Below are 17,685 nucleotides of genomic sequence, written 5' to 3'. Positions count from 1 at the left end.
TTCGCAGCGGCGACGACGTCGACGATGTCATCGCCGCGGACAATGCCGAAACGCGGCGTCGCCGACTGATCGGCAAAAGTTGCAAGACGCATATTTCACTTTCCTCCAGGTAATTGCACGTCATTGTCCTTCACGAGCTTGCTCCATTTGGCAACGTCGGCATTGATGTAGCGGCCGAATTCTTCCGGCGTTTGCGGCTTCGGCTCGGCGCCGAGCGTCGCCAGGTGATCGCGGAATTCCTGTGTCGCCATCGCGGCGACGATGACCGCGTTGAGCTCTTTGACGATCGCAGGCGGCGTGTTCGGCGGCGCCAGCAGGCCGAACCAGCCGACCGACTCGTAGCCCGGGACCGCATCCGCCACAGTGGGCACCTGCGGATAGAACTTGGATCGTTGCGTGTCGGTCACCCCCAGGGCCTTCAACTGGCCAGACTGCACGAACGGTTGCACCACCGGTCCCGGCGCGAACATCACGTCGATGCGCCCGCCCAAGAGATCGGTCACCGCGGGGCCGGTGCCCTTGTAGGGCACGTGCAGCATCCTGGTCCCGGTTTCGCTGCCAAACAGCAGCCCGGAAAGATGCGACGCGGCGCCGACGCCGGACGAGCCGAATGTCAGCTCCCCCGGCTTTTCCTTCGCCAGCCGGATCAGATCGGCCGTCGTGTTGACCGGCAAGGTCGGCCTGACCACCAGCAGATAGGGCGGCGCCGCGGCGATCACGATCGGCGAGAGTACCTTGTTGACATCGAACGGACCGTCGCCGTCGGCACCGGCGGCTACCGTCATCAGTGCGCCGGTCGACGCCATCAACAGCGTGTAGCCGTCGGGCTCAGCCTTCATCGCTGCGCGCGTGCCGATCGCGCCCGAGGCGCCCGGCTGGTTTTCCACCACCACCGGCTGGCCCCATCTGCTGCTGAGGTTTTGCGCGATGATGCGCGCCAGCACGTCGGTGCCGCCGCCGGCGGCGAACGGCACGATCATCTTGATGGTGTGGTCGGGATAGTCGGCGGCGGTGGCCGGCAAGGCGAGTGCGATAAGTGAGATCGCCAGAGCAGTGATACGAACGTTGGCGCTCATGATGCTCACCCGGTCAATCCAGTCATTCCGGGATGGTCCGAGCGGGTCCGCGCGAAGCGCGGCCCGATGGGACCAGACCCGGAATCTCGAGATTCCGGGTTCGCGCTTCGCGCGCCCCGGAATGACGTTTCTCTGGCCACGAGGCGCAACGGCTGCACAACATCCCCCGCCAGCACACGCCATTGATAGAGCGGCGAATCCTTTGGCGGCGATAGCTCCGGCGTCCAGCCGGTCAGCTTTTCCAGCGCATACGTATCCATCACCATGCCGCGCCAGCTGCGATCGACCCGTTCCAGCGGCTCCCGCACCGCCGTGGTCGACGCCCATAGCGGGCTGATGTTGTCGGGCTCGCGTCCGACATAGAGCCCGGTATGACCTCTGACCAAATCCATGCCCGGATCGCGAAAGCCCTGAAACCTGCCGCGCTCGTTGATCTGGATCACCGGCACGCGGCCGTTGAAATACCACCGCAGCATCGAATAGGTCCGGTAGTCGGTGGTCGCAATCCAGCTTGCGCCGGTCTTCTGCAATTCGACCTGCGCGCGGTCCGCGACTTCCCGGTAGCCCGCTTCACCGCCGATCGGATCGATGCTGCCGATGAAATTCCAGGGGGTTGCGACGTAGTAGAGAAACACCAGAACGACGAAGACGATGCCGGAGGCGACCGCCGCGTCGGCCCAGCGGATGGTCGACCTGACCATCCAGGCGGGGAAACCTTCGCGCGGCAGCATCGCGACGTTGATGGCGGTGGCGGCAAATCCGGCCGGCCACAAAAACATCGGCCAGGTGTCGCCGACCCTTAAGGTCAGCGATTTTAGGAAAAAATAGCCGAAGGGCACGATCACCGCGGTCGACAGCAGAACGGCGACTGCATCGCCGCGGCGATAGCCCCGCCACGCCGTCAACGTCACGCCCGACAAAACCACCGGCAGCAGGATGAAGCCGACCAGCCCGAACTGCAGGCCGATAAAATCGCCTAGCGTGCGCAACGACAATTCGTGGGTTGCCGCCGCTCGCACAAACTGGAAGCGGAACGTCGCCCAGTCGTGTTCCGCGTTCCAGATCAGCGCCGGCGAGAACACGACCAGCGCGATCAGCGCCGCACCCCAGGGATACGGGCTGAACAGCCAGCGCCGGCGCCAGGCGGGCACCAGCATGAATGCCACGACCGCCGGAAGCAGCATGATGGCGGTGAATTTCGACAGCAGCGCGAGCCCGCCGAAGGCGCCGGCGGCGAGCCACCAGCGTCCGTCGCCGCTTTCGGCAAGCCGGACCAGCGCCCACAGCATCGCCACCGCGAACGGGATCATCGCGATGTCGGGCGACACCTTGGCCATCAGCAGCCCGTAATAGAGGGCGGCCTCCGGCAGCAGCAGGGCGAGCACGACCGCGCGGAAATCATGGGTCACCCGGCGGACGATATCGGCGAGCAGCAACTGCGTCACCAGCATCGCGAGGATGCCGGCAAACCGCACGCCCAGATTGGTGTCGCCGAAAATCGTGGTGCCGAAACGGATGAACCACGCGATCATTGGCGGATGGTCGAGGTAGGAGAGCACGTTCTCCTTGGACCAGGTCCAGTAATAGGCCTCGTCGGTGCGCAGGTCGATCACGCAGGCGTAGATCACGCGCAACGCCGTCATCGCGGCCATCAGCACGGCCACGGCAAGCCATGGCCGGGAGGCTGGACTGTCCGGTTTGGCGCGGCTGGCATCGGGGGCGGCAATCGTCACGAGGCCTTTTCTCCGACTGGCCGCGAGGTGTCAACGTGTTGACATGGGCGGCGGCGCTCCCGGCCGGATCGGGGCAAGCCGCGAAAGATGCTCGCCGATGGAATTAAACTCCACTATCGTCGATCTAGTATTTGCACAATCGTTCGTCCGGATCGCATGGCCCGATTTTCCTGGCAACAACTGACAAGATTCGTCCGCGGCATCGGCGTCCGGCAGGTCCGCTTCGCCTGCGGGCTGGTGCTGTTCAGCTACCTGATCAGCCATTTCCTCAATCACGCGCTCGGCAATATCTCGATCGAGGCGATGACGGCCGGCATCTATTACCACATCGCGTTCTGGCAATTTCCGCCCGTGGCGATCCTGCTTTATGCCTCGGCGTTCGTGCACAGCGGTCTCGGGATCTGGGCGCTCTACCAGCGCCGGCAATTTCGCTGGAGGGCGATCGAACCGCTGCAGCTCGTGCTCGGCTTGAGCATTCCGGCACTCATCATTGCCCATATCGTCGGGGTGCGGGTCGGCGAAGCCCTGTTCGGCCATGAAAAGCACTATCCGCAGGAACTCTATGCGTTCTGGGTCGTCTGGCCGTACCGGATCTGGACGATGTCGGCGGTTCTGGTCATTGCCTGGACACACGGCTGCATCGGTCTTTATTTCTGGTTGCGGATGAAGGCTTTTTACCGACGCGCAGCCCCGTTCCTGCTCGCCGCCGCGGTGCTGGTTCCGACGCTGGCCCTGCTCGGCTTCTATCAGGCCGGACGAAGCGTCGTCGCCGACAGCGACGATGCCGAGTGGCGAACGAACAATCTTTCGCAAGCCCAGGTCGGGACACCAGCCCAGCAGCAGGTGCTCGATGAAATCGCCGATGATCTGCTGATCTTCTATCTCGGCCTGGTTGGCCTCGCTCTGCTGGCGCGGGGCGCGCGCGCGATCAACGAGCGCCGGGGCGGCATGATCAACCTGTCCTACGGCAACGGCCGGACGGTTCGAGTCCCCAAGGGCCTCAGTGTGCTCGAGGCCAGTCTGCGGCACAACATTCCGCATGCCAGCGTTTGCGGCGGCCGCGCCCGTTGCTCCACCTGCCGCGTTCGCGTGATCGGCGACCACAGCGGGCTCCCATCGCCGTCGCAGCGCGAGGCCTTCGTGCTCAACCGGGTCGGCGCGACCGATCCCTCGATCCGTCTTGCCTGCCAGCTCAGGCCGGAGACCGATCTGTCGTTCTTCCAGCTCTTCATGCCGCATGCGATGGCGGCGCACGCCTCGCATCCGCAACGCGTCGGCCAGGAGCGCTACCTCGTCAGCATGTTCGTGGACATGCGGGGCTCGACCCAGCTTGCCGAAAACCAGCTGCCGTTCGATACCGTCTTCATCGTCAACCGCTTCCTCGGCGCTGTATCGGCCGCCGTGACCCAATGCGGCGGCCAGCCCAACCAGTTCCTCGGCGACGGCGAACTGGCGCTGTTCGGGCTGAGCACGAGCCCGCAAACCGCCTGCCGGCAGGCGCTGCGTGCGGCGGCCATGATATCGGCCAATGTCGACGAGCTAAATCAATTCCTGAGCCACGACCTGCGCGAACCGATCCGCTTCGGCATCGGCATCCACGGCGGCGAGGTGATCATCGGCGATATCGGCTACCGCGACCACATGATCTTCACCGCGCTCGGCGACGCGGTCAATGTCGCGGCGCGGCTGCAGGACATGACGAAGACGCTGGCCTGCGAGGCGATCGTCTCGGAGGAAGTTCACGCTACCGCAGGGCTTTCGGCCGACGCCTTGCCGCAGCACCAAGTCACGATCCGCGGGCGCAGTGAGCCGATGATGGTCCGCTCGGTCGGCCGCGCATCGACGCTGGCCACACTGGTTGACGACGTGGATGTGGTTGCAGCCTGACAGCTGCGCGACATCGTTGTGTGACCTATCACACACCTGAACGTTCATTCATGAAATTGCCGGCGAACCCAACGAACCGCGCCAAGCGAGGACGCGACTGATGGGCGTTGGGCAAGAAAGACTACAACCCGCTGAAAGACCATAACCCGCGCCGCGCGCGCATCATTGAAGGAGAACGATCATGTTACGCAAACTCACTCTTGTACTGGTTGCCGCAGCTTCCCTCGGCGCCATGGCGCTGGCTCCCACGGCCGCTTCGGCGCACGGATTCGGCTTCGGCGGCTTCGGTCACGGCTTTGGTCACGGCTTCGGTGGCTTTCATCACCTCGGCGGCTTCGGCGTCGACGTGGTCGGCGCCGGCTATGCCGACGACAGCTGCTATGTGACGCGTCCGGTGCTGACCCCGTTCGGCTATCGCCTGCGCACCATCAACATCTGCGGATACTGATCGAACCTGAGGTTCCCTCAGGTCAACAAGCCCCGGTCGCGTCGCGCGGCCGGGGTTTTGATTTTTATCGCAGCGAACGCGAGCGAACAGCACCTTCGGATTGCTGCAACGCAACCCCCGCGCCGAAAGCATGAATTGACTTAAGCAATGCCGCTGCGGACACTCCTCGCCCGAGTCGGTGGAGACCGGCCTCGGCAAGAACAAGCTTCGGAGGAAGCGCGATGCTCGACAGACGGGAATTGATGCGGCGCGCCGGTATGGCAGCGCTCGCCACGGGGTTTGGTTCGACAAGAGCGTTCGCGCTCGATACCGTGACGCTGCCGTTCGACAATGGCGAACGGCCGCTGGTGAGATATCCGCAGAAGCGCCCGATGATCGGGCTGACCAGCCGGCCGCCGCAACTTGAGACGTCATTCTCGATCTTCAATGACGGCCCGATCACGCCGAACAACGCCTTCTTCGTCCGCTATCATCTGGCCGGCGTCCCGCTCGATATCGATCCCGACAAATTCACCCTCGAGATCAAGGGTAAGGTCGACAATCCGCTGAAACTTTCGCTGAAGGACATCAGAAAACTTCCCGCGGTCGAGTTGGTGGCCGTCAATCAATGCTCGGGCAACAGCCGCGGATTCTTCAATCCGCGCGTCGCCGGCGGGCAATTGGCGAACGGCGCGATGGGCAATGCGCGCTGGCGCGGCGTGCCGCTGAAGACCCTGCTCGACAAGGCCGGCGTGCAGGGCAGCGCCAAACAGGTCACGTTCAACGGCATGGACGGGCCGGTAATGGACACCACGCCGGATTTCGTCAAGGCGCTCGATATCGACCACGCGCGCGACGGCGAGGTGATGCTGGCCTACGGCATGAATGGCGACGACTTGCCGTTCCTCAACGGCTTTCCGCTGCGGCTAGTCGTGCCCGGCTATTACGGCACCTATTGGGTCAAGCACCTCAACGAAATCACCGTGATCGACAGCGTGTTCGACGGCTTCTGGATGAAGACCGCCTACCGGATTCCGGACACGCCATGCGCCTGCGTCGAGCCGGGCACCGCGCCGAAGGCGACGATCCCGATCAACCGCTATAACGTCCGCTCCTTCATCACCAGCGTCGCCGACGGCGCCAAATTGAAGTCGGGCGGGCTGACGCTGAAGGGCATCGCCTTCGACGGCGGCAAGGGTATCAAGGAAGTCGCCGTTACGATCGACGGCGGCAAGACCTGGACACAGGCGAAACTCGGCAAGGATCTCGGCAAATATTCGTTCCGCGAATGGAAGCTGAAGGTCAAGCTTGCCGCCGGCGATCACGAACTCAAGGTACGCGCCACCAACAATGCCGGCGACACCCAGCCGGGCGAACCCTCGTGGAATCCGGCGGGCTATATGCGCAACGTCGTCGAAACCGTTCGCGTCACCGCGGCGTGAGGAGAATGATCATGACCCGCTGGTTCGTCGTTGCGTCCCTGCTGGCTGCGGCTGCCATCGCAGTTCCGGGTTTCGGTTCGGTCGGCGCGGCTTCGATTTCCTATGCGCTGCCTGAGGAAACCGCGGCCTTCAGGCCGGGCCCCAATCTCGACACGGTGCAAACCAACTGCACCGGTTGCCACTCCGCCGACTACATCCAGACCCAGCCGCGGGGGCCGAAATACAAGAAGGATTTCTGGCAGGCCGAGGTGACCAAGATGATCAAGCTCTACGGGGCGCCGATCGCGGATGCCGACGTGCCGAAGATCGTCGAATATCTCGCAGCGACCTATTGAGGGGCGGCGTGAGTTGCGGCGCTCGCCGCGCTTGCGGCCGGTTCCGTGGACCTCGGCAACATCGTGAAACCCTGCCGCGCGGGTTTGTAATCCGTGCGCACTCCACCGTCGAACCGATTGCAAAATTTGACATGGCCTGAGATCGGGCCGCTATACTGGCATCATCAGTCGATGTGCCGGGTTGGAACGGTCTTGAACAAGCGCGTGGAACGGCGACTTGCAGCAATCCTGGCGGCGGATGTCGCCGGCTACAGCCGCCTGATGGGCGCCAGCGAGGAAAGCACGCTGGCGCAGCTCAAGGCGGTCCGGAAGGACATTGTCGATCCCCAGATTGCCGCCCATCACGGGCGCATCGTCAAGACCACCGGCGACGGGTTGCTCGCCGAGTTCGCGAGCGTCGTGGACGGGTCGCGCTGCGCGGTCGAGATCCAGCGCGCGATGGCCGAACAGAACGCCGATATCGCGCCGGACAGGCGGATCGAATTCCGCATCGGCATTCATGTCGGCGATATCATCTTTGACGACAACGATATCTTCGGCGACGGCGTCAACATCGCCGCCAGAGTGGAGGGAATTGCCGAGGCCGGCGGCGTCTGCCTGTCCGACGACGCCCGGCGTCAGATCCGCGGCAAGATCGATATCGCCTGCGAAGACATGGGGCTGCAAACGCTGAAGAACATCGCCGAACCGATGCGCGCGTGGCGAATCCAGATCGCCGACGCCGTCGCTCTGGCGAAACCCGGCGTCGCCCCGGCGGGCCAGCCGCTGCCGGTGCCCGACAAGCCCTCGATCGCGGTGCTGCCGTTCCAGAACATGTCCGGCGATCCGGAGCAGGAGTATTTCGCCGACGGCATGGTCGAGGACATCATCACCGCGCTGTCGCGCTTCAAGTCGCTGTTCGTGATCGCCCGCAATTCGAGCTTCACCTACAAGGGCAAAGCCGTCGATATCAAGCAGGTCGGACGCGATCTCGGCGTGCGTTATGTGCTCGAAGGCAGCGTCAGGAAGGCCGGCAATCGGGTTCGCATCACCGGCCAGCTGATCGAGGCCGCGACCGGACGGCATTTGTGGGCGGACAAATTCGACGGTGCGCTCGAGGACGTATTCGGCCTGCAGGACCAGGTCACCGCGAGCGTGGTCGGGCTGATTGCGCCGACGCTCGAACAAGCGGAGATCGAGCGGGCCCGGCAAAAGCCGACCGACAGGCTCGACAGCTATGATTTCTATTTGCGCGGCATGGCGTTGGCGAACAGGCGGGGGTCGCTGGCCGCGGCACGTGAAATGTTCAGAAAGGCTTCCGAGCGGGACCCGGCATATGGCCCCGCATACGCCATGGCTGCATTGACCTTGATGCTGGAACAGGGAGTCAGCGGCGTGCCGCTTGGCGCCGAAGCGCGAACCGAGGCCCTTCGGCTCGCTCATCTGGGATCGAAGGTGGCGAGCGACGACGCTTTCACGCTTGCGAGGTCGGGTCACGTCCTGACCTATCTCGGACACGAATATGATCGCGGCGCCTCGATGGTCGAACAGGCCGTCGCGCTGAATCCCAATCTTGCCGTCGCCTGGTATTCGCTGGGGTGGGTAGCGCTGATGTGCGGGGAGGCCGAACGCGCCGTCGAAGGCTTTGACCGGATGATCCGGCTCAGTCCCCTCGATCCGTTGCGGGTTGGCGCCTGGAACGGCAGTTCATTCGCGTTGTTTCAGCTGCATCGCTACGACGAGGGGTGTGCGGCGGCGAGCAAAGCGATCCAGTTTTCGGCGAACGCGCATACGCTTGGCGCATTTATCGTAAACGCCGTTCCGGGCGGACGAGAGGCCGAGGCCAGGCAGGCCGCGGCGCAACTCCTGGGGCTGCACCCCGACTTTCGCGTCTCTCATGCGGCAGAAGCCTTCCCTGTCCGCTTGGTGGGTGAGCGCGACCGGATGGCGGCTGCGCTTCGCGAGGCAGGCTTGCCGGCCTAGTTTGCGAGCCCTCAAGGTCCGGCCTTTGACCTCTGCCCTCGCAGTCCTCGTTCCATTCACGCAAAGTCGATTGGGATCGCAGGCGTATCTGCACTACGGTTTCTGGCTTTCGCGTGCCTGATTCGCGCGACCCCAACGGATTCCGCAGCACGAAACCGCCTTCATGGACATCAAAATACTGGTCGAGGCGCAGGGACGCGACGTCAGGATCGACCTGTTTCGCGGGATCGCGAACTGGTTCATCTTCCTCGACCACATTCCCAACAACGTCGTGAATTGGATCACCCTTCGAAACTTCGGGTTCAGCGGCGCCGCTGACATGTTCATCTTCATATCCGGCTATGCCGCCGGTATCGTCTACGCCAAGATGACGATGGAGCGGGGCTTCGTCGTCGGGGCAACCCGGATCTTCAAGCGGGTGTGGCAGCTCTACGTCGCCTACATCATCCTGTTCGTGATCTACATCGTGACGATCGCCGACGTGGCAGGACGATTTGCCGCTCCCGACATCATCTACGAATTCAACGTCACCGGCCTCGTCGACCACCCGATCCGGACATTGGCCTACGGGCTGCTGCTGCGATCGAGGCCGCTCAACCTCGACATCCTGCAGCTCTACATCATCCTGATGGCGTTTTTTCCGCCGGTGCTGTGGACGATGCTGCGCAAACCCGACCTCGCGATGGGCGGCTCCATTGCACTGTATCTTGCCGCGCACGCGTTCGACTGGAACCTGCGGTCGTTTCCCGACGGCGACTGGTACTTCAATCCGTTTTGCTGGCAATTGCTGTTTGTGTTCGGCGCCTGGCTCGCGCTTGGCGGAACGGAAAAGTGCCGCGCGTTTATCAAGCTTCCGGCCCTGTTCCATCTCGGTATCGCCTATCTGGTCTTTGCGCTGGCGATGACAATGGCCGGCCGCTTTCCGCAATTCGCAAGCCTGTTTCCGGCATCGCTGGTCGACGCCTTCAACCCCAATGACAGGATGAATCTCGCGCCGTATCGCGTCGTGCATTTGATCTTCGCGACGCTGATCGTGACGCGATACGTATCGAAGGACTGGCCCGGACTGAGGTGGAAAATCCTCCAGCCGTTGATCGTATGCGGCCAGCAGTCGATTGCCGTGTTTTGCTTCGGCGTGTTCCTCTCGTTTGTCGGTCATTTCGCGCTGATGTTGAGTTCGGGTTCCCTGCTGGCGCAGGTCCTCGTCAGCGCGGCCGGCATCGCTCTCCTCACCCTGGTCGCCTACTACCTGTCGTGGTCCCGCCAGCAGGACGACCCGTCGCAAATCCGCCACCGCATGGCATCCATCGACGCGCATTTCTAGCTTTCGCGCGAATTGGCTCTCCGGCGCCGAAACGCACGGTAACCGTTCGTTAACCTGACTTCGTAACCACACTTCCATTCGCGCGATATACCCTCGCGCTCCGCGCCTGGCGAAGATCCGCCCCCGGCGTGGGTCGAGGACCGAATGAAGGCCAGCGGAAACTCCCTGTTCGATCTCAAATCACTGGTTTCGGATGGTCCGATCCGCTGGCTGTTCCTGTGCGGGGCGCTGCTGATCGCCGCGATCGCGATCGGGACCGTTGTCACGGTAGACAATTTTCGCGAGCGCGCGCTGCAAAGCAGCGAACGCGAGCTGGAAAACACCGTGCTGCTGCTTGCCCGTCACTTCGACCAGCAACTCGACGACTTCACCGTCATCCAGAAAGACGTCGTTGCGCAGGTCGAGCGAAGCGGTACAAGCTCGGCCGAGGTCTTCAGGCGGCAGATGGCCACCCCCGAATGGCACGAGATGCTGAGAGCCAGGGTCGCAGGATATTCGGACTTCGCCGGCGTCAATGTCTTCGATGCAGAGGGGACGTTGATCAATTCGTCGGAAGCGTGGCCGGTTCTGCCAATCACGATCGCCGATCGAGCCTACTTCAGGGCCTTCAAATCAGGTTTCGCGGCGCGACCGGTTCTGGTCGAACTGGTGCCGAGCCGCCTCGGCGAGGGGGGCTGGGCGACCGTCATCTCTCAGCCGGTGACGGGTCCGGAGGGCGAATTCCTGGGGCTTGTCACGAGGGCGATCACGCCGGCCAGCTTCGAAAAATTCTTCGCATCCGTCGTGCTCGGGGAAAACGCGGCTATTTCCATGTACCATCGCGATGGAACGCTGCTGGCCCGCTATCCTCACGTTGAAGACATGATCGGACGAAATTTCGGTGACGGTCCGCTGCAGCAGATCTTATCGAAGTCGAGTCACGGGACGATGCGTCTGACCGGTTCGCTCGACGGCGTCGACCGATTGGCCTCGATCCGCGCCTTGAGCAATTTTCCGATCTCGATAGCCGCGACGACAACCGTGGCGGCGGCCCTGGCCGCCTGGCAGCAACAAACGCAATTCCTGATCGGCGGCGCCGGGCTATCGGTGCTCATCATCATCGGGATCCTGTCCCTCATTGTTCGAAAGCTGCTGCAGCAGCATCAACTGGAAAAGCAGCGCCTCGACACCGCGCTCGACAACATGACACAGGGCCTGCTGCTGTTCGATTCGTCGCAGCGGCTGGTGGTTTGCAACCAGCGCTATGTCGAGATGTTTGGCGTATCGACCGATGTGGTGAAGCCAGGTTGTACGATTCACGAACTGCTTCAGCATCGCAAGGATACCGGGTCGTTCAGCGGCGACGTCGATCAGTATTGCTCCGCTCTCGCCCAGAAGATGACCCAAGGTGAGATATTTCAAACGATTCTGGATGCGGCAGACGGTGGCTCGATCCGGGTCATGTACCGGCCACTATCCCAGGGGGGCTGGGTAGCGACGTTGGAGGACATCACCGAGCGCCGGCGCGCCGAGGAGCGCATCACGCACCTTGCGCATTACGACGCGCTGACCGATCTGCCGAACCGTACGCTGTTCCAGGAAAAACTCGGACGCGAGCTCGCGCGGATGCGTGAGGGCGAGCAACTGGCCGTGTTCTATATCGACATTGATGAGTTCAAAAGCGTCAACGATACGCTGGGCCATCTGATCGGCGACGAACTGCTGAAATCCGTGGCTGCAAGCCTTGGCCGTTGTGTCACGGAGTCGGATTTCGTCGCTCGACTGGGCGGCGACGAATTTGCCGTCGTTCAAACCGCTGTCAAGGACCGGCAGGATGTCGTTGACCTGGTGACGCGAATCTACCACGCCATCCGCGAGCCCTATGAGTGCCTCGGCCACCAGGTCTCCACCGACGCCAGCGTCGGCATTGCGCTGGCACCGCAGCATGGCGGCGATCTGGACCAGTTGCTGAAGAACGCGGATCTCGCCATGTATGCCGCCAAGACCGCGGGACGCCGGACCTATCGGTTCTTCGAGCCGGAGATGGACGCGCGCGTGAGGGCGCGCCGTGTCCTGGAGATGGATCTGCGTCAGGCGATCGCAGCGGGCGCGCTGGAGGTGCATTACCAGCCTTCCCTCGATCTTCGGGATGACAGGATCACGGGATGCGAAGCCCTGCTGCGCTGGCGGCATCCGGAGCGCGGCATGATCCCGCCCTCCGAGTTCATCCCCGTCGCAGAAGAAACCGGCCTGATAAGCGAGTTGGGCACGTGGGTGCTTGCGACGGCCTGCGCCGAGGCCGCGACCTGGCCCGACGACATCAAGCTCGCGGTCAACGTCTCGCCGATCCAGTTCAAGGACGACACCTTTGCGCTCAAGGTCGTCGCGGCACTTGCAGCGTCCGGTCTTCCGGCCAGCCGGCTGGAGTTGGAAATCACGGAGGCGGTGCTCATTCGCGACGATGAAGCCGCGCTCGCAATCCTGCATCAGCTCCGGGCCGCCGGCGTACGGATTGCGCTCGACGATTTCGGCACCGGCTACTCTTCGCTCAGCTATCTGCAACGATTTCCGTTCGACAAGATCAAGATCGACCGTTGCTTCGTCGACACCATCGTCGAATCATCAAGCATCGTGCAGGCGGTGGTAAACATCGCCGCGGCGCGCAACATCATTACGACGGCGGAAGGCGTGGAGACCGAACAGCAACGGGATTTGCTCCGCACCCTCGGCTGCGCCGAAATGCAGGGTTATCTTTTCAGCCCGGCAAGGCCCGCCGCTGTGCTCAGGCAGCTGTTATTCTCGCATCGCGGCAGCCGCGAGACGGCGGGAGCACGACCTCGTGCGCAGGGATCCGTGGGCCGGGCGCAGCGGGGGAACCCGTTTCAATAAAATTGCAACGATCGGCGTTTTGCCACCACTTTGCTGCGTCAAATATTCCCGAAACCCGCAAAATGCGCAAATGCGCCCTGATAATGATCGTTTTTTGCCAGAATCGGGCTGTGGTTTAAGCTATCAAGCCTGCATTATACCGCGTATCGTGTGCCGGGCGGACATGCCGGTTTGCGGGGCCGGGAGTCCGTTTTTTCTTTTTTGATCCTGCGGAGACGACGCGATGGCTAAAGGTACTGTGAAGTGGTTCAACGCGACCAAGGGTTTTGGATTCATCCAGCCCTCGAGTGGCGGCAAGGACGTTTTTGTTCATATTTCGGCGGTCGAGAAAGCAGGCCTTTCCACGCTCAACGAAGGACAGACGGTGGAATACGAAGAGGTTGCCAATCGCGGCAAGACCTCGGCCGAGAACCTCAAGGTTTAAGGCGCGGATAACAGCACCCTCTCGGACGTAATCCGGGAGTGGAGCTTTCCTAAAATCTCAAAATCAGCGAGCGGGCGGGAGCGGCTGGTGCTCTTGCGCGCATTGGCGTTGTCGTGGCCAACGTATTGGCTCCGGCGGCGCCTGCCTTTCCGCCGGCCCGTCGGCCGCCCGCTTCAATCCAGGAAACCCGCAGGTTCATCGTCGCGGCGGTTTCGCGGCACGGCAGTCGGCTGCGTGATAGAATAAGAGAATCTGGGACATGCCAAGATGCCCGATTCCTCGCCCCCTCCGTCGTTTACCGCGGCTTACGCACCCGACGATGGCGCCATTGCCGAGCGGCTGCTGAAAACAGCCGATCTCAGCGCGGCGCAGGACGGTCGGATCAATCGCACCGCGACGCGGCTGATCGAGGCCATTCGCGCCCACGACGACCGCCTCGGCGGGGTGGAGGACATGCTGCGCGAGTTCGCGCTTTCCACCAGGGAGGGCCTGGCGCTGATGGTGCTCGCGGAGGCGCTGCTGCGGGTGCCGGATAGCCGCACCGCCGACCGCTTCATCGAGGACAAGCTCGGCCAGGGCGACTTCGTTCATCACGAGACCAAATCCAGCGCCTTCCTGGTCAATGCGTCGGCGTGGGCGCTCGGGATGTCGGCGCGGGTGATTCAGCCCGGCGAGACCCCGCAAGGCACCCTCGGGCGATTGACCAAACGGATCGGCCTGCCCGCGGTGCGCGCCGCCACGCGGCAGGCGATGCGGCTGATGGGCAGCCATTTCGTGCTGGGCGAAACCATCGACGCCGCGCTGGCGCGGGCGCAAGCGGCGGGCGCGCTGCGCTATTCCTTCGACATGCTCGGCGAGGGCGCGCGCACCGCTGAAGATGCCGGGCGCTATTTCAATTCCTATGCCAGCGCGATCGAGGCGATAGGCCGCACCGCCGGCGACAAGCCGCTGCCCGACCGGCCCGGCATATCGGTAAAGCTCTCCGCGCTGCATCCGCGTTTCGAGGCGTTGAGCCGAGCACGGGTGATGGCGGAACTGGTGCCGCGGCTGATCGATCTGGCGCGCCGCGCCAGGGCCTACGACCTGAACTTCACCGTCGACGCCGAGGAAGCGGATCGGCTGGAATTGTCACTGGAGGTGATGGCGGCAGCTTTCAGCCACGCCTCGCTGCAAGGCTGGGACGGCTTTGGGCTGGCGATCCAGGCCTACCAGAAGCGCGCCGAAGCCGCGATCGACTACGTTGAAGGGTTGGCGCGAGCACTGAACCGGCGGATGATGGTCCGGCTGGTGAAAGGCGCCTATTGGGACAGCGAGATCAAGCGCGCGCAGGAACGCGGCCTGGACGATTATCCGGTGTTCACGCGCAAGGCGATGACCGACCTGAACTACATCGCCTGCGCACAAAAGCTGATGGCGCTGCGGCCGCGGATTTTCCCGCAATTCGCCACCCACAACGCGCTGACGGTGGCAACCGTGCTCGAACTGGCAGGCGCCGAAAGCGGGTTCGAATTCCAGCGCCTGCATGGCATGGGCGAAGCGCTATACGAACAACTGAGTGAGGATCGTCCCGGATTGGCCTATCGGACCTACGCGCCGGTCGGCAGTCATCGCGATCTGCTGGCCTATCTGGTGCGGCGTCTGCTGGAGAACGGCGCCAATTCGTCGTTCGTGGCGATCGCGGCGGACGATTCGGTGCCGGTAGCGACGCTGCTGCGGCGCCCTGCGGAAATCATCGGTACGCCCGCGGGCGCGCGGCATCCGAAGATTCCGCTGCCACGCGATCTCTATCAACCGCAACGGCTAAATTCGCGCGGCATCGAATTCGGCGAACGAGCGGCATTGAACAAACTGCTTGCCGCGATGGCGGCGGAAACCATGCCTGTCGCAGCGGCACCGCTGATCAATGGCCGGATGGCGGCAGGCGTGGCGCGACCACTCGTCAGCCCGATCGACCTGACAACGCCGGTCGGCAGCGTCGTCGATCCAACACCGGAGCAGGCGAACGAGGCCGTCACCGCCGCGCGCGAAGGATTTTTGTCCTGGAGCCGAACCCCCGCCGCGACGCGCGCGGAAATCCTGCAGCGTGCGGCAGACCTGCTGGAGCAGCGGCGCGCGCATTTCATCGCGCTGTTGCAGCGCGAGGGCGGCAAGACGCTCGATGACGGGGTCTCGGAAGTCCGCGAGACGATCGATTTCTGCCGCTACTATGCCGCCCAGGGACGAAGGCTGTTCGGCGCGGACCAGGCGCTGCCCGGCCCTACCGGCGAGAGCAACGCCCTGCGGCTGCGCGGCCGCGGCGTGTTCGCCGCGATCTCGCCGTGGAATTTTCCGCTGGCGATTTTTACCGGCCAGGTGACGGCGGCGCTGATGGCCGGCAATGCGGTGGTGGCAAAACCGGCCGAACAGACGCCGCTGATCGCCGCCGAGGCCGTTCGCCTGCTGCAGGAGGCCGGTGTCCCGGCATCCGCGCTGCATCTGCTACCCGGCGACGGCGGCATCGGCGCGGCGCTGACGGCGCATGCCGATATCGCCGGCGTCGTCTTCACCGGCTCGACCGAAGTCGCGCGGATCATCAACCGGGCGCTTGCCGCCAAGGACGGTCCGATCGTGCCGCTGATCGCCGAGACCGGCGGCATCAATGCCATGATCGTGGATGCGACCGCGTTGCCGGAGCAGGTCGCCGACGATGTCGTCACCTCGGCGTTTCGCTCCGCCGGCCAGCGCTGCTCGGCGCTGCGGCTGTTGTTCGTCCAGGACGACGTCGCCGATCGCATGATCGAGATGATCGCAGGCGCGGCGCGCGAGCTTTCGATCGGCGACCCCTGCGAGATCGCGACCCAGATCGGACCGGTGATCGACACTGAAGCGAAGCAGCGGCTGGAAGCGCATATCGCGCGGATGAAGCGCGAGGCCCGCGTGCATTTCGCTGGCAGCGCGCCTGCTGGCAACTACGTCGCGCCGCATATCTTCGAATTGGCAGACGCGTCAGAATTGAGCGAGGAAGTGTTCGGCCCCGTGCTGCATGTGGTGCGCTACCCCGCCGACGGCCTCGATCGCGTGCTGCAATCGATCGAACGATCCGGCTACGGATTGACGCTCGGCATTCACTCCCGCATCGACGACCGGATCGAGGCGGTGATCGACCGGCTCGCCGTCGGCAATGTCTATGTCAACCGCAACATGATCGGAGCCGTGGTCGGCGTGCAGCCGTTCGGCGGCTTTGGCTTGTCGGGAACCGGGCCGAAGGCCGGCGGCCCGCATTATCTGGCGCGATTCGCGACCGAACAGACCGTGACCATCAACACCGCCGCGGCCGGCGGCAACGCGACGTTATTGTCTGATACGGAGTGAGATGGCCCTTTCGTCATTGCGAGGAGCGCTTGCGACGAAGCAATCCATACTTGCTCTTGCCGCGCAATGGATTGCTTCGCTGGCGCTCGCAATGATGGTGAATCTGCCGTTGCATCCCGCCGCCAACATCGGTCAAATGCACCCGTTCAAATCCGCTGCCGAAACAGCGATTCCACAACGCGGAATAAAAACCCACAAGACATGCCGGGAGCGACTGCCACCATGGAAAAGGGCATCTTCGAGGGCCTCAAGGTTCTGGACTGCGCGAGCTTCATCGCAGCGCCCGCGGCTGCGACCGTGCTGTCGGATTTCGGCGCCGACGTGATCAAGATCGAACCGCCGGTGACGGGCGATCCCTATCGCAATTTGACGAGCCTGCCGGGCTATCCGGCGAGCGCCCACAATTTCGCGTGGATGCTGGAGTCGCGCAACAAGAAGAGCCTGGCGCTCCACCTCGGCAAGCCGGAGGGCAAGGCGGTGCTGTATCGGCTCGCCGCCGAGGCCGACGTCTTCATCACCAACTTTCCGCCCGGCGTGCGGCAGCGGCTGGGGATCACCTATGAGGAACTGGCGCCGCTCAATCCGCGGCTGATCTATGCGTCGTTCACCGGCTACGGCGAAAAGGGCGAAGAGGCCAACAAGCCCGGCTTCGACAGCAATGCCTATTGGGCGCGCTCGGGCCTGATGGACCTGGTCCGCGCCGACACCGACACCACGCCGGCGCGCTCGGTCGCCGGCATGGGCGACCATCCCTGCGCCATGGCGCTGTATGGTGCCATCGTCACCGCGCTCTACAAGCGCATGCAGACCGGCAAGGGTTCCCATGTCAGTTCGAGCCTGATGGCCAATGGCATCT

12 protein-coding genes are annotated in these 17,685 nt (G+C 63.5%); 10 read left to right on the top strand and 2 right to left on the bottom strand.

Features of this window, described 5'->3' with window-relative positions; all coding sequences use genetic code 11:
* Positions 1-95: 95 nt before the first annotated feature.
* A complete protein-coding gene (locus VK804_RS21870; RefSeq protein ID WP_325374104.1) occupies positions 96-1,076 on the bottom strand; it encodes a tripartite tricarboxylate transporter substrate binding protein in 981 nt (326 codons plus the stop codon).
* A 5-nt stretch (positions 1,077-1,081) separates the two neighbouring features.
* Complete coding sequence (locus tag VK804_RS21865; RefSeq protein WP_325374106.1) at positions 1,082-2,728, bottom strand: glycosyltransferase family 39 protein; 1,647 nt, start codon at positions 2,726-2,728, stop codon at positions 1,082-1,084.
* 237 nt (positions 2,729-2,965) lie between these two features.
* On the opposite strand from VK804_RS21865, the gene VK804_RS21860 reads away from it, so the two are divergent.
* From VK804_RS21860 to VK804_RS21815, 10 genes are all read left to right on the top strand, one after another.
* Positions 2,966-4,696: an adenylate/guanylate cyclase domain-containing protein gene (locus VK804_RS21860; protein WP_325374102.1), complete on the top strand. Its 1,731-nt coding sequence runs from the start codon at positions 2,966-2,968 to the stop codon at positions 4,694-4,696.
* Between the two features lie 181 nt (positions 4,697-4,877).
* Positions 4,878-5,144 (top strand): hypothetical protein, encoded by a 267-nt coding sequence (locus VK804_RS21855; protein WP_325374100.1) that lies wholly within the window; start codon positions 4,878-4,880, stop codon positions 5,142-5,144.
* Positions 5,145-5,365: 221 nt separating this feature from the next.
* Positions 5,366-6,565, top strand: a complete 1,200-nt coding sequence (locus VK804_RS21850; RefSeq protein WP_325374099.1) for a molybdopterin-dependent oxidoreductase — start codon at positions 5,366-5,368, stop codon at positions 6,563-6,565.
* A 5-nt stretch (positions 6,566-6,570) separates the two neighbouring features.
* Positions 6,571-6,900, top strand: coding sequence for a cytochrome c (locus VK804_RS21845; RefSeq protein ID WP_414642830.1), 330 nt, complete (start codon positions 6,571-6,573; stop codon positions 6,898-6,900).
* Between the two features lie 192 nt (positions 6,901-7,092).
* Entirely contained in the window at positions 7,093-8,862 is a 1,770-nt protein-coding gene (locus tag VK804_RS21840) for an adenylate/guanylate cyclase domain-containing protein (protein WP_325374096.1), read from the top strand.
* Positions 8,863-9,025: 163 nt separating this feature from the next.
* Complete coding sequence (locus tag VK804_RS21835; RefSeq protein WP_325374095.1) at positions 9,026-10,186, top strand: OpgC domain-containing protein; 1,161 nt, start codon at positions 9,026-9,028, stop codon at positions 10,184-10,186.
* A gap of 144 nt (positions 10,187-10,330) precedes the next feature.
* Positions 10,331-13,054, top strand: a complete 2,724-nt coding sequence (locus VK804_RS21830; RefSeq protein WP_325374094.1) for a bifunctional diguanylate cyclase/phosphodiesterase — start codon at positions 10,331-10,333, stop codon at positions 13,052-13,054.
* A gap of 223 nt (positions 13,055-13,277) precedes the next feature.
* Positions 13,278-13,478 (top strand): cold-shock protein, encoded by a 201-nt coding sequence (locus tag VK804_RS21825; RefSeq protein WP_079600225.1) that lies wholly within the window; start codon positions 13,278-13,280, stop codon positions 13,476-13,478.
* 267 nt (positions 13,479-13,745) lie between these two features.
* A complete protein-coding gene (gene putA / locus VK804_RS21820) occupies positions 13,746-16,829 on the top strand; it encodes a bifunctional proline dehydrogenase/L-glutamate gamma-semialdehyde dehydrogenase PutA (RefSeq protein WP_325374091.1) in 3,084 nt (1,027 codons plus the stop codon).
* A gap of 222 nt (positions 16,830-17,051) precedes the next feature.
* On the top strand, positions 17,052-17,685 hold a 634-nt coding region (locus VK804_RS21815), incomplete at its 3' end, for a CoA transferase (RefSeq protein WP_325374090.1).

The organism is Bradyrhizobium sp., from assembly GCF_035484855.1.
GTDB lineage: Bacteria > Pseudomonadota > Alphaproteobacteria > Rhizobiales > Xanthobacteraceae > Bradyrhizobium.
Note: the sequence above shows the minus strand (reverse complement) of the source record. Positions and strands in the feature narration are given on the sequence as shown.

What these genes read in the sequence shown, in the direction of transcription:
- VK804_RS21870 (WP_325374104.1), bottom strand. Translation starts at nt 1,076, where the DNA reads ATGAGCGCCAACGTTCGTATCACTGCTCTGGCGATCTCACTTATCGCA.
- VK804_RS21865 (WP_325374106.1), bottom strand. Translation starts at nt 2,728, where the DNA reads ATGGCCGCGATGACGGCGTTGCGCGTGATCTACGCCTGCGTGATCGAC.
- VK804_RS21860 (WP_325374102.1), top strand. Translation starts at nt 2,966, where the DNA reads ATGGCCCGATTTTCCTGGCAACAACTGACAAGATTCGTCCGCGGCATC.
- VK804_RS21855 (WP_325374100.1), top strand. Translation starts at nt 4,878, where the DNA reads ATGTTACGCAAACTCACTCTTGTACTGGTTGCCGCAGCTTCCCTCGGC.
- VK804_RS21850 (WP_325374099.1), top strand. Translation starts at nt 5,366, where the DNA reads ATGCTCGACAGACGGGAATTGATGCGGCGCGCCGGTATGGCAGCGCTC.
- VK804_RS21845 (WP_414642830.1), top strand. Translation starts at nt 6,571, where the DNA reads ATGATCATGACCCGCTGGTTCGTCGTTGCGTCCCTGCTGGCTGCGGCT.
- VK804_RS21835 (WP_325374095.1), top strand. Translation starts at nt 9,026, where the DNA reads ATGGACATCAAAATACTGGTCGAGGCGCAGGGACGCGACGTCAGGATC.
- VK804_RS21830 (WP_325374094.1), top strand. Translation starts at nt 10,331, where the DNA reads ATGAAGGCCAGCGGAAACTCCCTGTTCGATCTCAAATCACTGGTTTCG.
- VK804_RS21825 (WP_079600225.1), top strand. Translation starts at nt 13,278, where the DNA reads ATGGCTAAAGGTACTGTGAAGTGGTTCAACGCGACCAAGGGTTTTGGA.
- putA (WP_325374091.1), top strand. Translation starts at nt 13,746, where the DNA reads ATGCCCGATTCCTCGCCCCCTCCGTCGTTTACCGCGGCTTACGCACCC.